The organism is Amycolatopsis sp. cmx-4-54, from assembly GCF_046548895.1.
Lineage (GTDB): Bacteria > Actinomycetota > Actinomycetes > Mycobacteriales > Pseudonocardiaceae > Amycolatopsis.
Window position 1 is genome coordinate 257,253 of sequence record NZ_JAEBEJ010000003.1, and the last position, 13,831, is coordinate 271,083.

16 protein-coding genes are annotated in these 13,831 nt (G+C 68.5%); 1 reads left to right on the top strand and 15 read right to left on the bottom strand.

Annotated elements, in window-relative coordinates:
- Positions 1 to 305 precede the first annotated feature (305 nt).
- A complete protein-coding gene (locus ACLJQ7_RS11400) occupies positions 306 to 1,928 on the top strand; it encodes a recombinase family protein (protein WP_410648566.1) in 1,623 nt (540 codons plus the stop codon).
- Positions 1,929 to 1,992: 64 nt separating this feature from the next.
- Here ACLJQ7_RS11400 and ACLJQ7_RS11405 read toward each other — a convergent pair whose 3' ends face one another.
- The 15 genes from ACLJQ7_RS11405 to ACLJQ7_RS11475 all read right to left on the bottom strand — a co-directional run bounded on the left by ACLJQ7_RS11405 (position 1,993) and on the right by ACLJQ7_RS11475 (position 13,799).
- Positions 1,993 to 2,172 (bottom strand): hypothetical protein, encoded by a 180-nt coding sequence (locus ACLJQ7_RS11405; RefSeq protein WP_410648149.1) that lies wholly within the window; start codon positions 2,170 to 2,172, stop codon positions 1,993 to 1,995.
- Complete coding sequence (locus ACLJQ7_RS11410) at positions 2,165 to 2,578, bottom strand: hypothetical protein (protein ID WP_410648150.1); 414 nt, start codon at positions 2,576 to 2,578, stop codon at positions 2,165 to 2,167. Before ACLJQ7_RS11410 ends, ACLJQ7_RS11405 begins: the two co-directional genes overlap by 8 nt.
- Positions 2,560 to 3,555, bottom strand: a complete 996-nt coding sequence (locus ACLJQ7_RS11415; RefSeq protein ID WP_410648567.1) for a LysM peptidoglycan-binding domain-containing protein — start codon at positions 3,553 to 3,555, stop codon at positions 2,560 to 2,562. The genes ACLJQ7_RS11410 and ACLJQ7_RS11415 overlap by 19 nt, the downstream gene beginning before the upstream one ends.
- Entirely contained in the window at positions 3,522 to 3,857 is a 336-nt protein-coding gene (locus tag ACLJQ7_RS11420) for a hypothetical protein (RefSeq protein ID WP_410648151.1), read from the bottom strand. Before ACLJQ7_RS11420 ends, ACLJQ7_RS11415 begins: the two co-directional genes overlap by 34 nt.
- Positions 3,858 to 3,873: 16 nt before the next feature.
- A complete protein-coding gene (locus ACLJQ7_RS11425; protein ID WP_410648152.1) occupies positions 3,874 to 6,132 on the bottom strand; it encodes a hypothetical protein in 2,259 nt (752 codons plus the stop codon).
- A complete protein-coding gene (locus ACLJQ7_RS11430) occupies positions 6,133 to 6,981 on the bottom strand; it encodes a hypothetical protein (RefSeq protein WP_410648153.1) in 849 nt (282 codons plus the stop codon).
- Positions 6,982 to 6,995: 14 nt separating this feature from the next.
- A complete protein-coding gene (locus ACLJQ7_RS11435; protein WP_410648154.1) occupies positions 6,996 to 9,884 on the bottom strand; it encodes a hypothetical protein in 2,889 nt (962 codons plus the stop codon).
- Between the two features lie 65 nt (positions 9,885 to 9,949).
- Positions 9,950 to 10,237: a hypothetical protein gene (locus ACLJQ7_RS11440; protein WP_410648155.1), complete on the bottom strand. Its 288-nt coding sequence runs from the start codon at positions 10,235 to 10,237 to the stop codon at positions 9,950 to 9,952.
- 125 nt (positions 10,238 to 10,362) lie between these two features.
- Positions 10,363 to 10,641 (bottom strand): hypothetical protein, encoded by a 279-nt coding sequence (locus ACLJQ7_RS11445; protein WP_410648156.1) that lies wholly within the window; start codon positions 10,639 to 10,641, stop codon positions 10,363 to 10,365.
- A 48-nt stretch (positions 10,642 to 10,689) separates the two neighbouring features.
- Positions 10,690 to 11,334 (bottom strand): hypothetical protein, encoded by a 645-nt coding sequence (locus ACLJQ7_RS11450; protein WP_410648157.1) that lies wholly within the window; start codon positions 11,332 to 11,334, stop codon positions 10,690 to 10,692.
- Positions 11,335 to 11,366: 32 nt separating this feature from the next.
- Positions 11,367 to 11,786: a hypothetical protein gene (locus ACLJQ7_RS11455; protein ID WP_410648158.1), complete on the bottom strand. Its 420-nt coding sequence runs from the start codon at positions 11,784 to 11,786 to the stop codon at positions 11,367 to 11,369.
- Positions 11,783 to 12,034, bottom strand: a complete 252-nt coding sequence (locus ACLJQ7_RS11460; RefSeq protein ID WP_410648159.1) for a hypothetical protein — start codon at positions 12,032 to 12,034, stop codon at positions 11,783 to 11,785. The genes ACLJQ7_RS11455 and ACLJQ7_RS11460 overlap by 4 nt, the downstream gene beginning before the upstream one ends.
- A gap of 75 nt (positions 12,035 to 12,109) precedes the next feature.
- The gene (locus ACLJQ7_RS11465; RefSeq protein ID WP_410648160.1) at positions 12,110 to 12,451 is read right to left on the bottom strand and encodes a hypothetical protein; all 342 of its coding nucleotides are present in this window, start codon (positions 12,449 to 12,451) and stop codon (positions 12,110 to 12,112) included.
- Entirely contained in the window at positions 12,448 to 12,909 is a 462-nt protein-coding gene (locus ACLJQ7_RS11470) for a hypothetical protein (RefSeq protein ID WP_410648161.1), read from the bottom strand. The genes ACLJQ7_RS11465 and ACLJQ7_RS11470 overlap by 4 nt, the downstream gene beginning before the upstream one ends.
- Entirely contained in the window at positions 12,906 to 13,799 is an 894-nt protein-coding gene (locus ACLJQ7_RS11475) for a hypothetical protein (protein ID WP_410648162.1), read from the bottom strand. The genes ACLJQ7_RS11470 and ACLJQ7_RS11475 overlap by 4 nt, the downstream gene beginning before the upstream one ends.
- Positions 13,800 to 13,831: the final 32 nt, after the last annotated feature.

Consider the following 13,831-nt stretch of genomic DNA (forward strand, 5'->3'; position numbering starts at 1 on the left):
TTCCTACTTACGTTGCTAAACCATGAACGGAACGAAGCTTGAAAAGGGGGCTGGACCTGCGGGGTCGCGGGTCCAGCCCCCGTCGGGGCACGTCGAGAGTACCGAGGTGCCCGCTGGGAACGTCCTGGACGCGCTGAGCGGACAGGAAGGGGCCTTGACCTGCGGCTCGTCGGCTAAGCTTGATCAGCCAGGTACAGGGTCCAATGGCGACCTCCACCCCCGGTGTGCATGGGGGTTCATTCATGGGTAGGGCATCGAGAAATCGAGTGTTTCGGGCCGCTTCGGGAGATCTGCCGCAGTTGCAGGTGGTGATCTACGCGCGGGCATCGAGCGATACGAAGGGCCGGAAGGTCTCGGTCGGTTCGCAGATCGAGGCGGGCAAGGCGTGGTGTGAGCGGGCGGGGGCCGTGGTGGTTGCGGTTCTGGTCGACAACGACCTGTCGGCATCGAGGTACGGGACCGAGGTACGCGGCGATTACGAGGAAGCCCTGCGTCTGATCGCGACCGGTGAGGCGAACACGCTGTGGACCTGGGAAAACAGCCGGGCGCAGCGTGAACTGGACACGTTCGTGCGGATGCGGAAGCTCTTGTCGAAGACGGGCGGCTATTGGGCTTATGAGGACCGCGTCTATGACATGAACGACCCGGACGACCGCATTGATACCGCCGAAGATGCGATGGACGCCGAGCGGGAGTCGGAGAAGCTGCGCAAGCGGGTTCTTCGCGGTGTCGAGTCTCGTGCGAGGGCGGGCCTGTGGGCGGGACCCGTGTCGTTCGGGTTCAAGGTGGAATACGACCCGCAGACCGGTGAGGCCGACCGGCTGATCGATCCCGACGCGCAACCGGCGGCGGTGGAACTGGTCAAACGGTTGATCGAGACCGGCAACGAGTCGGAGATCGCGAGGGACTTCAACGAGCGGGGGATCTCGTGTGCCCGCGCGACGGTGTGGCGGGCCGATCAGGTCCGGAAGCTTCACGCCCTTTCGCAGGATGCCGAGGGCTGGGCGAAATTCCTGGACGGCTTGTCCGTTGAGCAGCAGGAGTCGGCCTATGACGCGCTTGTCCGACTGCGGTCGGATTCTCCGGCGCAGGTGGCGAAGGACATGAACCGCGCGCATTCGGCGCACCCGATGCCAGGTAAGTGGGATTCGGCGAAGGTTCGCAATATTGGACTCAATCCCGCGCTGGCGGCCTTGCGGGTCTGGCGGGGAACGATCATCCGAGAGGGCACGTGGCCGAAGATCATTGAGCCGGAGGACCACTACGCGGTCGTCGCAAAGCTCAGTGACCCCTCACGGCGATGGGTGAAGGACGGCACGCGGGTCAAGTACCTACTGTCAGGGATCATGCTCTGCGGCGTCTGTGAGAAGCCGGTTTCGACTGGTAAGGATCGCCAGCACAAGATCTATAAGTGCCCGGATGGGCATCTCACCCGGAACATGGCGAAGGCTGACTCGCTCGTGGTCGAGGCGATCCTGCACCGGCTTGCGTCCGATGAGGTTCGCGAACTGTTCCAGGTCGCGGGTCAGGCTCACGATCTGAGCCGGTGGGTCAAGGAGGCCCAGGACTTCCGTGCGCGGCTCGATGCGTTCACCGATACGGCAATCAAGGGAGAACTGACGCCGGAACGGCTGGCGCGGATCGAGGCGAGCCTGCTGCCGAAGATCGCGGCGGCCGAACAGCGCGCGAAGGAGGTCGGTGTGTCCCCGGTGGTGTCCGGGCTCATGGGCCCGCAAGCTCCGGAGGTGTGGGCATCGCTGCCGGTGGCGCAGAAGCGGAACGTGGTGCGCGCGCTGGTCCGGCCGAGATTGCAGCGAACCAAGGGCGGCCGCGCGCCGTTCGACCCGAGGGCGATCACGCTGTCGTGGCTCGGGCGTCCGGCGCCCATTCCGGGTGTCGATGAGGTCGAGGAAGCGGTCGCGGCGTAGCGCTCGACGCAAGAAAGAGCCCCGGCGCTCCCGTGAGGGAGGGCCGGGGCTCTTTGGCGTGGGGCTATGTGTTCGTGGTGTGCAGGCGGTGCACGGCTGGGCCGAAGATGCTGCGCAACTGGTCGCGCTGATCGTCGGTGAACGGGGGTGCGTCGACGGCGGCCGCGTGCGCGGCGGCTACCTCGGCGGGGGTCAGGACCGACTGCGGGTCGAGCGCGGACGGGGCGGACGTGGTGTCAGGCATCGAAGGTGTCTCCGTCCTGGGAAGCCGTCAGCCGCTCGCCGTCCGTGTTGCGGGGGTCCACGAGCGGAGTGACCTTCTTTTCCGTCGAGACGACCACACCGAAGGCGGTGAGCAGGGTGATCACTGCGGTGATGAGACCGGTGGCGGCGCTTCCCTGGTCGGCGGTGAACAGGCCGGAGCCGACGAGACCGGACACGATCGCGGTGAGCGCGCCGACGATCGATCCGGCGACGCGCAGGGGGTAACGGGACATGGTGCGTTTCTCCTTGTGGTTTCGGGGAGGAAGGGAGTCGAGGTAGTCGTAGGAGCGCACGAGCGCTCGGGCGGTCTTCCAGGTCAGCCAGGTCAGCAGGACGAATAGGACCAGCCAGCCCCCGCCGCCTTCGGTCACGGGATCGTGAGCCATTGGCCCGCGTAGATGCGGTTCGGATTCGCGATGCCGTTACGCGAGGCCACTGCGGCGACCGTCGTACCGAACCGTGCGGCGATCGCGGAAAGGGTGTCGCCGGACCGAACCTGATATCGACGCCCGGCGGCTGTGCCGCCACGAATTCGGACCTGCTGCCCGGTGTAGATCCGGTCCGGGGTCGTGATCCCGTTGAGTGCCACGAGACTGGCCACGGTGGTGCCGAATCGGGCGGCGATGCCGGAGAGGGTGTCCCCGGATCGAACGGTGTAGACCTCGGTGTCGGCCGGAGGCGTCGGTGCCGGAGGAACCGGCTGTGGAGCCGGACCACTGCCGTTGATGGTGAGGTCAGCGAGGGCGTAGTTCCCGATAGTGGCGTTGCGGTCGACGTTGCCGCCGATGCCGGGGACAGTCCCTGTTTGGGTGTGCTGGTGCAGCGCCAGCTTCGGGTGGGTCCAGCCGGGGTTGCCGGGGTTACCGTTGTAGCGGGCGATCCAGAGGAGGACGCCGTCGTCGGCCCACCGGGCGGGGTCGAGGACGCGGGTGAACCAGTCCAGGTTCGCGTAGACGAGGACCCGGTGCACGCCGATCACGGCGCGCAGCCGAGCGATGAACGCCGGGACGAAGCTGTTGGCGGTGCCGCGCAGCTCCGCGGCTTCCATGTCGAGCATCGGCGCGAGCGACCCGGCGCTATGCAGGCCGTTGAGCCGAAGCTGGGTTGCGAAATGGTTGGCCTGGGCGACGGGGTCACCGGGGCGGGCGAAGTGGTAACCGCCGGGCGCAATGCCGGCGGATCGAGCCGCCGCGATGCGCGGGCCGCTGGTCGGGTCGACGTAGCCGGTGCTCTCGGTGAGCTTGAACGAGCAATAGCTGATTCCGTTGCCTCGCACGGCTTTCCAGTCCTTAACCGGGTTCCAGTGCGAAACGTCGATGCCGTAGTCGGTCAGGGTTCGAGTTCTCCTTGGCGTGTTGGGGATTCCGTGATCGGTTTGTTCATCTGGGCGCGCAGGGCGCCGACTTCGAGCAGCAGCCGCGCGTTCTCCTGGCGCACGGCGGACAGTTCGGTTTTCACGGCCGTGAGTTCGGCCAGGACGTCGCGGGTGTGGGTGGCGCGGTCTTTCAGCAGCGCCTGATATCCGGCGTGCAGCTCGGCCAGCGCCTGGTGATCGGCCGAGGTACGGGCGGTGCGGATCGCGCGGCGGGCCGCGAGAAGTCCGGTGAGGGCACCGGTGGCGGGGCCGAGGAACGCGGCCAGCGCGGTGAGCCAGTCAGGCGTCACGGGCGGCTCCAAGGGCTCAGCGGCGGACCCGGAGGGTGAGGGTGTCGGCGAGACCGTCGGTGGTGCTGAGGGTCCGGCGGCTGCCGATGACGACAGCGGCGATAGGGCCGCCGAGCCCGTCGGGGTCGTGGATGTGGAGTGTGTCGAGGAGCCGTCGGCGGGGGTCACCGACGACGGCGATGTCTCTGAGGACGGTGGTGGGCTGGGCGAGGTCGGCCAGCAGGGACGTCGTGATGGCCTGCATGGAGTCGAGGGTTTGCCGGAACGGGTTGTCCGGCAGGGCGAGAACACGTCGGCCATAGCGGGCGATGGAGGCGTCATGGGTGGCGACGTGGGCTATGGGGCGGCCATTGATCACGGGATTACCGACCAGCCGCAAGGCTGGCGTGCGGCGGTCGTCGAGGGCGAACCGCAGGGCGAAGGTGTTGGTGTTCTGGATTTCCAGCTTGACGCGGTCCTGGCTGACGGGCATCGCTCGTACCTTGATGCCGGTCGTGACCTCGGCTCCGGTGTCCCGGCGTATCGGGCGGCACGCGGAGAAATGTTTGTAGCCTTCGTTGGTGTAGGTGCTGAGGGGGTACACCGACAGAAGGTTGCCGTTGAACGTGGATCTGGTGTGGAAGGTGACGATCGGTCGACTGGTGCCCATGGGCGCTTCGAGTTCGTCGGCGGTCGCGGGTTCGTAGACGTTGACGTCTTTCATGGATTTCAGCCGGGGTGTGGCGGTGAGGCTGATCTCGTTGCGGATCGAGTCCAGCGAGGTCGAGAGCGACAGTTCAGTGAGCGCCCCGGCAGCGGAGAGTGTCGCGGTTGCGGGCTGCGCGGCCAGTGCGTGGACGGTGTCGCGGTTAAGGAACCGGAACCGCCCGTTCTCGGTGTAGGTGATCACCCCGAACTCCGCTGCCGCTGCTTGTTTGAGGACGTCGAAGGAGTCGGCGTTGACGATGTCGGGCAGGCCGGTCATCCAGTTCAGGCCGGTGTCGACTTCCGCTTGTGGCGTGTGCGGGGCGCCCCAGTCCGCAGGTGGCGCGGCCGCGATGCTGATGTGCAGGCAGCTCACCGGGACCGGCGTGCAGGCGAAGACCCGGGTTCCGAGGCTGCTGCTTTCCTCGGAGATCAGGGGCACGGTCTCGGTCGCGATGGGCGTGATCATGCCGTCGACCATCCAGCAGGTCTCGATCGTGTACGTGGGGTACGAGGTGTAGCGGAACCAGAGGCCGACCCGATGCCACGCGGCCTCACCCGTGAAGGCGGGGCCGTTGATCGTGGTGACCAGGGACCGGTTCGAGTGGACCTTCAGCACGACTCGCCCGCCGGTGGTCACGCCGACGGCGAACGTCCCACCGGAAATGCCCCGGACGCCGGTGCTCATGCTGAGGATGTCGCCGTTCATGTTCGGTGCGAAGGTGTTGCTGGCACCGGCTTTGCAGTGGAATTCGAACAGGTGCCCCCGGTTTGGCCAGCTGGGATAGAACTCCAGCGCCGCGTTGGCGTTCATGTTCGCGGACAGTTTCGCCGTCCCGTTTGCCGCGAGCATCCCGTAGGGGCCAGGGATGAACGCGGGCACGCTCGCGTCGAGCCTTTCGCCGTAGCCGAAGTCGGAGTTGAACCCGACGTCGGCGATCAGGCCGCCGTGACAGGTCATCGCGAACATGCAGTCGGGCCGGGGTGGTGGGGAGGCGAAAATGCCGTTGCGCCGCAACACATAGTCGATGACCCACTGGGTGTTGATGCGCCATTGGAACGGCCACTCGGTGGTGTTGTAGTGCTGCTCCTCCTCTTGCGCGACCGGCGGCAGCGTCACCGATGCCCGGAGCGTTTCGGCTGGATCCAGCGCGGCCAGCGTCACCGACCGGCCGGTCGCCGACAACGTCAGCGTGCGGGTGGAGCCGGTGAACTGGCGGACGAGTTCCCGCCCCGACGCGGTGAGCAACCCCAGGTCACACGTCAACGGGGCGTCAACGAGGTCGGTGTCGCGCAGCAGGGAATCCGGCCTGTACGGCGTGAGCATCCGGGCAATGTCGCGGGAATCGTCGGCGCGCTGGCCGGCGAGGGTGGCGGCCAGGGTCGCGGTCGTGTAGCCCTCGATCAGGGTGCACTCGTCCGGGAGATCCCCGGAGATCTGCCGTTCGATGACCAGGTCTTCGGCCACAGTGGACAGATCCGAGAGCGGATGGTCGAACCCGCCGCTGCGGCCCCAGTCCACGCGAACCTTGGCGCGGGGCTGGCGTTGCGCGGCGTCGACCGCCGCCGCCAGCTCGTCGAGTTGGGTCACCTATACCTCCAGCAGGGTGAGCGTGGTCGCGAACGACCCGGGAACGGGGTACTTCCACGGCATCGACTCGATCAGCACCATCGCGGCGCCGCCCCCGGCCGACCACACCACCGGCTCCGGTCCGCTGGTGAGCGACCACGCCGAGGTGGTCACCGTTGCGGCCTGCCCGAGCAGCAGACCCGGGCGTACCGACGCGGCACCGTCCGTCGCGGGCACGGTCAACCTCATCCGGGCGCCGCCGCTGGTGGGTGTGGCCGGTGTCGTCGACATGGTGGTGATCACGACGTCGGCCGCGTTGAGCACGAACGCGGTCAGCGCCACCGGGACCGTGGAGGCGACGCTGGCGGCGAACGTCACCGGCTCGCCCGGCAGGATCGGGACGGCGGACCGGGTCAGCAGCAGACCGCCGCCAGGGTCGGCCGTGGTCCAGGTCAGAGCCCCGGACCCCGCAGGTGCGGGGTGATCGGGTGGGGTGACCGGGGCGGCCTGCCAGGTGAGGGTTCCGGCAGTGGCGAACCCTTCCGGGCCATGCTCGACGCTCCCGGCGGTGGCCACCTGGACAGGTAGCCGGTTTCCAGCGGTCGGGTCCAGCAACCACACCGGTCCGCCGAGCAGGCCCGCGTACAGCAGCGACAGCCACCGGTGGGTGTCCTCGTCAAGGTAGGGCCAGGTGAGGACCCAGGTGCGGCGGATCCCGAGCCGGTCGACTGTCGGGCGCCCCGTGATCGACCGATGCAGCCCGCCGGTGCGGACAGGCACCATTTCCGGGGCACCACCCAGCGACGGTGACGGCAGCGCCCGTAGCGCGCCGAGCGGCCCCAGCCAGAACACGGAATCAACCACCGCCATCACCGTCCCTTTCGTCAGCGTCGGGAGTTGGCTGCGTTGACCGTGTTCACCAGTCGCGCAGTCCCAGCCCCATCGACACGGAGCCGCGCGCCATCCAGCGCGAGCAGCACCCCCGCCGTCACAGCGGCCGAGATCGACGCGGCATCCAACGCGGACGTCCCCGACGGGAACACCGGCCGGACCGGTGCCGACGTCTGGCCGTTCACCGCCGATGCGGTGCCGGTAGCGGGTGGTGTGTCCACGTGCAGGGTGTTGGTGAGGCCGGTCAGGTAGTCCCGGATCTGCGATTCGCCATCTTCCAGCCCGCTCAGCAGACCGCGCATGATCAAGCGGCCGTTCCCGGTGAGGAGGACCCGGTCCCGTGCGGGTGGTCCCTTCCACGAGGTGATCCAGTTGGTGAGTTCCCCGAGCCGGTCTTTCACCCAGCCGAACCCGGAGGTGAGGCCGTCGACCAAGCCGCGGATCACGTTCCGCCCGGCTTCCCACAGCAGGGAACCGAGATTGCCGAGCGCGCCGAGGATGCGGCCGGGAATGCTGGCGACGAGATCGAGCACGCCGCCGATGCTGTGCGAGACGATCCCTTTGATCATTCCCCAGGCACCGGAGACGATGTTCTTCACGCCCGTCCACGCCTGATCCCAGTTGCCCGAGATCAAACCGGTCACCACAGAGATAACGCCGGAGATCACGGTCAGCGCACCGGAGATGATCTCCACGATCGCGGAGAACTTGCCCTTCACCAGCCCGAAAAGCTCCAGGATGATCGGCATCAACAGCTGGCTGATCTGCGTGATCAGCGGGGTCAGCGCGACGGCGAGCTGAGTGAACAGTCCTGCGGCCTGCACGATCACCGGCAGCAGCGACGTCACCAAATCGAGCAGCGGCGGCAGCAGCCCGGACACCAGTTGCAGCAGCGGCGGCAGGATCGGCAATAGCGCGGTCACGATCCCGAGGAACGCTTCTGCCAGCGGCGGTATCACCGGCAGCAACGCCGCGAGAATCTGACCAGCGATCTGACCGAGCAGCCCGCCGACCTCCGACAGCACCGGCGTGGCCGCCTGCAAAGCGGTCGACACGACGCCTGCGAGTTGCTGGATCGCTTGCACCACAACGGGAAGCACCGGCATGACCGCGTTCAGGGCGGCCAGCAGCACCGAGGTGAACACCCCGCCCAGCGCGGACAGCACCGGCAGCACGGCCGCGAGGGCTTGCAGCAGCGCGCCACCGAGCTGCCCGATGATCGGCGACAGCGCGGTCAGCAGCTGCCCGAGCGCCGGGGCCGCGAGCCGCAACGCCTGCACCAGGAGCCCGCCGAACTGCGTGATCAACGGCGCGAGCGTCCGCGCGAGCTCCACCAGGGCGGGAGTCAGCTCGGTGACCGCCGCGCCGAGAGCGCCGCCGAGCTGCCCCACCAGCTCCGCGACGGCCGGGGCCAGCGCGCCGACAATCGGGGCCAGCGCGGCAGCCGCCGGAACCAGGACCGCCGCCAACGCCTGGGCCGCCGTGCCCAGCACGGGAGCCAAGGCAGCGAGGACCTGGCCCAGCGGAGCGATCGCGGGGGCCAGCGCGGCGAACGCCGTCCCGATCATCGGCCCCAGCTGCGCGATCGCCGGGGCGATCGAGCCGATGATGGCCTGGCCGAGCGCGACGAGAACCGGCATCAAACCGGAGGTGACGGCGTGCAGGCCGGTGAAGATCTGGCTGAGCGCGCCCGCGCCTTCGGCGGAGCGCACGAACTCGGCCATCTGGCCCGTAACGTCGACCAGGACCGTCAGCAGCCCACCGCCGCCGGTGCTGGCGGCGGAGAACACCCCATACACGACCTGCCCCAGGTTCTTCAGAACCGTGACCAGGTCACCGACGGCCGACAGTCCGGCCGAGAGCCAGTCGCGGAGCTGCCCGGACTCGCGTGCCGCCGCGATGAAGTCAGCGAACTTCTGCGCGCCGTCGGCGAGGCCGGAGCCGAAGCCGGGCAGGAATTCCGCGCCCACGGCGGCGATATCGCGCAGCCCTTGCAGGAACGGCTGCACCGCCTGCGCGAGCTCGTGCATGGTCGCCGAAGTGCTGCCCAGGATCGCCCCGACGTCGGAGACCGTGCGACCTTCACGGGCGAACGCGACGAAGCCAAGCGCACCGGCGTTCAGGCCCTCGGAGATCCCGCCCAGCCCGTGCCGCAGCAACGGCAGATATGTGCCGGACAGCGCGGTGATCTCCGAAGCCAGGCCGGTGAACAGCCGCTGTTGAACCTCCTGCCGCAGACCGAGGAACTCCGGACGCAGCGCACGGACCGCGTTCGCGGCCGCCGCCATCGCGGGCGGAAAGTCCTTGATCGCCTCGGCGTACTTCTGCGGGTCCGACTGCCTCAGAGCGTCGGAGAACCCTGCGACGCCGAGCTTGAGCGTGCCGATCGCCGCAGCTGCGGCGATCCCCGCCGCAGGGACCACCAGCAGGGCCCCGGATGCGGTCGCCGCCGCGGAGCCGAGGCCGCCAACGATTGTCACGGCCTGGCCCACGGCGGCGGCCAGCGCGGCGTACTTGAGCACGGACGCGCCGACTGTCAGAGTCATCCGGGTAAACTGCACGGTGGCGCGGTTCAGACCGTCATCCAGCTCACCGAGGCCGCGCACGGTTGCGCCGATCGACTTGTCCGCGACGGCCTTGATCACAACCGAATGCCCGCTCAGTTCCCGCGTGAGCCGCTGAAACCGGGTCTCGGCGGGAACAGCATCCAGCTCAGCCAGAAGCCGGATCGCGGACTCGTTGCCCTCGCGCGCCGCCGTGCGGATCTGCTCTTTCAGCAGCGCCGTCTGGACTTGCGCGGACAAGGTGATCGCGGGCGCGTCCCGCTCCGACGTCCGCACCTGGTCGCGGATCTCGCGGCCGAGCCCTTGCAGGCTAGGCATGAGCCTGAAGTAGGCGTGACCGACCGTCGCCACCAGGCGTTCACCCCCGCCCGGCTATCGAGGTGTTACCCGTTACGCATCCATACGGCGATCTCCCGCAGTGACTTCATTTCCGGCTCGCCGCAGCCGGCCTCGGGCTGCCCGGCGGTCGGTGAGCCGTGTCCACCGGTGAGCGCCTGGAGCGGGTCAGCGAGCTGCTCGTCGGTCAGTTCGTGGCCCAGTGCTGCCGCTACGGTCGCCCACAGGGCAGTGACCCTGCGTTCGGTGACCGAGGCCAGGAGATCCGCGCGCGTCCAGCCACCGTTCGGATCGACCACCCGCCACACGGCGGCGTCGCCGGGCAGATGGGTCACCAGCGCACAGAGTCGCCGGTAGGACAAACTGCCCCGGTAGACGTCGAGGAGATCGACCCCATACCGGAGAAGGTCTGTTTCGAGTGCTTCAGCGGTCGCCTCATCCGCCAGCAGGACGGCGACCGTCAGGGGTTTCCCCGCCCCAGCTCCTGCATTACGACAGTTGAGAAGTCTTCGGCGTCGGCGGCAGTGGAGGCCAGGGCTCGCCAGGTCGAGTACTGGTCCGCGCCGAGAATGAGCTTGAGCGCGGTCAGGTGCCTACCTTCTTCTTCCGCTTCCATCGCGGCGAGCGGGAACCGGTCGGGGGTGGGCAGCGTGAACTTCTTGCCGCGCCACGTCACAGCCAAATTCCCGCCGGGTGAAGCGGGCTTTCCCGTCGCTTCCGCGCGCTGTCGAGTCGCCATCGGTCGTGTGTGCTCCTTCGATGAGTTGGTGTCCGGATGGTGCGAACGTCACTTCGCGCTCGGCAGGTCCTCGGTGATGACGTCGAGCGCGCCGGTCGCGACAGCGGGGGCACCGAACAAGACGGCGGGGTCGTTGGTCAGCCAGACCGCGATGTAGCTCTTTCCCTTCGGCGGCGCGAGAGCGGAGAAAGTGAGGCCCCAGCGGGCTTCCTGAGTTCGTGAGAACTGCGCGTCCTGGGTTTCGGAGACCTCGGCGCGCGGCAGATAGAGCCGGTGGCTGTAGACCTCCTCATCAGAAACGACGTCCACCCAGTCGACGCACAGAGCGCGAACGTCGCTTTTCGGGATGGAGCTGAGTTCAGCCCGGTAGTTCTTCGGCGTGCCCGTGCCGACTGCGGCGAACTTCATCCCGCCGAAGTACACGGACAGGACTTCGCCCTTGGTCTCCTGGAACGTCGACGCGATGGTCAGTTCCTGGGACTTGTAGATGTAGCGGGCGGGAGTGAGTTGCTGCCAGTGCTCGGTTGCCTCTTTCTCCACTTTCCTGGACAGCGTCACGCCGTCCGGTGTGGACAGACCGAGACCGGTCCACGGGGCCGCGAGCGGGCTGGTCGCGTCGGCCGGTTCCGGGGTGTCGGCGGGAGCGAGGGCGATCTCGCCGGTTCCGGGTACGCGCACGAGCGCTGAGTTCATTGCCATGTAGCGGAAAGCCTCCGGGCGGTGGTTCAGTTTGGCGTCCGCAGGTGGACGGTGAGACTCGCGGTTGCGAGCGGCGCGGCCGTGTAGGGGTCGATTCCGGCGACCGGTGCGGCAACGGGGATTCCGCGGAGCAGTGCGCCGCGTGGCTGCGGCGCGCACAGCAGGCCGAGCGCGACCCCGGCGAGTCGTTTCGCGGTGTGGGTGTCGCGGTGCCAGCACGTGAGGCGGATGACGACGCGCTGAACGGCAGGCCAGTCCCAGCCGTGTCCGTCCTCGGCGACCAGCAGCCAGGGCAACGACGGCGGTCCCCCGTCGTGCCCTCGGCCGGTCTCGGTGGAGACCTGGACCCGTGCGGCTGTCGGATCGGTGACGGCGGCGAGGTACGCGCGGAGCCGCCGGACGACGAGTTCGGCGCCGTCGAGCGGGACCGGCGGCAACGGGCTCATCGGGATGTGCCGGGGTCGAGGCCGGTGACCTCGAAGCCGTTGGCCTCGGCGGCGCGCTTGAGCAGCCCGTGCCGCGCCTCCATGCCCACTCCAGCGGGGTGGGTGACGGCGACGGTGGCCGAGGGGCGATCAGTCCCGGCCTCGGTGATCACCTTCACCGGTAGCGGTGCGCCGCTGGTGACCCGGTGGCCTTGTGCGCTGGCGGTGGCCGCGATCCGTTCGGCCGCCGCGTGCACGGCGGCAGCCACTTCCGCGGAGTTGAGGAGTTCGCGGGCTCCGTCGCTGTCGATGGTGATTCCGAAGATGGGCGGTAATGCGATAGGTCAGCCCTCGGTGTGGGTCAGGACGGTTTCGTAGTGGACGAAACCGGGACGGGGCTCGAACCGGGCCGGTTCGCCGTCCACCGTGAAGGTGCGTCCGTTGTGGATGACGCGCTCGCGCGCGTGAACGGGTTCGGTGGTCAGCAGCCACCAGGAGCCGGTGACTGCCGTGCGGCCCGGTGTGGCGTCGGTTCCGCCGCGTCTGGCGGCGCCGCCGGGGAGCACGAGGCCGGCAACGGGGCGACGTGGCGCGTCCGGGCCGTAGTCGAGTGTCGGCGCGGGATTGTCGTAGGCGTCGGGTATCTCGCGCGGCGTGATGACGGTCAGTTCGTGCGGCAGGTTCACGACGGTGGGGGCTCCCACGGGAACGGCTCGGAGTGTCCGGCCACGGGCAGGCTGTAGGGGGCCGAGTTGTCGGGGGCTGCCGCGTAGGGGGTGCGGACCGAGCGCAGGCCGCTGCGGCGGGAGATCCGCCGCAGGAGAGTGCGCTCGTCCTCGGTGAGGTAGACCCCGGACGTGGCCGCGTCGCCGTAGCGGTAGGAGTACTGCCCGGCGGTCTCGGACTCGAAGCCTTGTGGATTGCGCACGGCCCGGCCCGCCGCCTGGCACACGACGGTGACAGCGGCGGGCGGAACCGGTCCGGTGAGCAATGCGGGCGGCAGCTCGGCGCGCACGAGGTTCGAGGCGTCGACGAGCGCGGTGAGGGCGCGGGCCTCGGCATCGGAACCGACGATGACGACGCCGGGCCTCGCCTTGAGCTGTGCCAGGGAGGCCAGCGGAGCGGGTTCCGCCGGTTCGGTCACGCGGCGGCAGTGGTGAACCTGACGGCCCGCTTGACCGCGCCGTCGTCCACGGTGGTGCTCGCTCCGGCCAGCGTCGAGACGACGCTGCGGTCCTGCTGGAAACCTGGGTCGTAGTCGCGGACCAGCCGCATCGCGAACCCGTCGAAGCTCATAGCCTGCCCGAAGGTGGCCCCTGCGGGGACTTCCAGCGCGCGGGTGACGAGCGGGAACGCGCTGGTGTGGTACGCGACACCGGACCCGTCCGCGAGGTAGTTGCTCGGCAGGATCGTGAAACCGTAAAGCCGCCCGATGATCGCCTCGCGCAGGGCCTGAGGGGAGCCGGAGGCGTCCACGGGGACCAGCTTCTTTACCTCGTCGTTGAGGAGCATGGACTCCAGCTCGGTGGACACCGCGAACCACCTCTGGTCGAACGGGACGCCCGCCTTGTTCAGCATTGCTCGCGCCCGAATCAGCTGGCGGTGCAGGTCGGTACCGTCCGCCTTGACCGGGACGCCGGAGGGCAGGGCGTTCATCTGCGCGGCGACCATCGTTTCCACGCCGGTCGCGACGCTCTTGGCCTGCGGCATGGCGATCTGCTTGGTGAAGTCCTTGACGTTCAGCGTCAGCTGCTCGTCCGGCAGATTGATTCCCTTGTAGAGGTAGGTGTCGAGCTTGACGTCGACGGACTTCTCTTCGACGTCGTCCACCACGATGGGCTTGCCCTCCGCGCGGTTGAACGTGCGGGCCGCGCCGACCACGGTTTCGGTGCGCACGGTCACGGTGTCGCCCTGCTTGCCGCCGAAGTCCGCTTCGGCGTCCCGCCACGTGGTTCCGGCAAGGACGGTCTGCTGGGTCAGGGCCGCGATGGACGCGGACGCGAGCTGTTTGGGAGTAAGGAACTTGTTCGCCATAGGCGGGTACGAGCCTCCAGAGATTCAGAGCG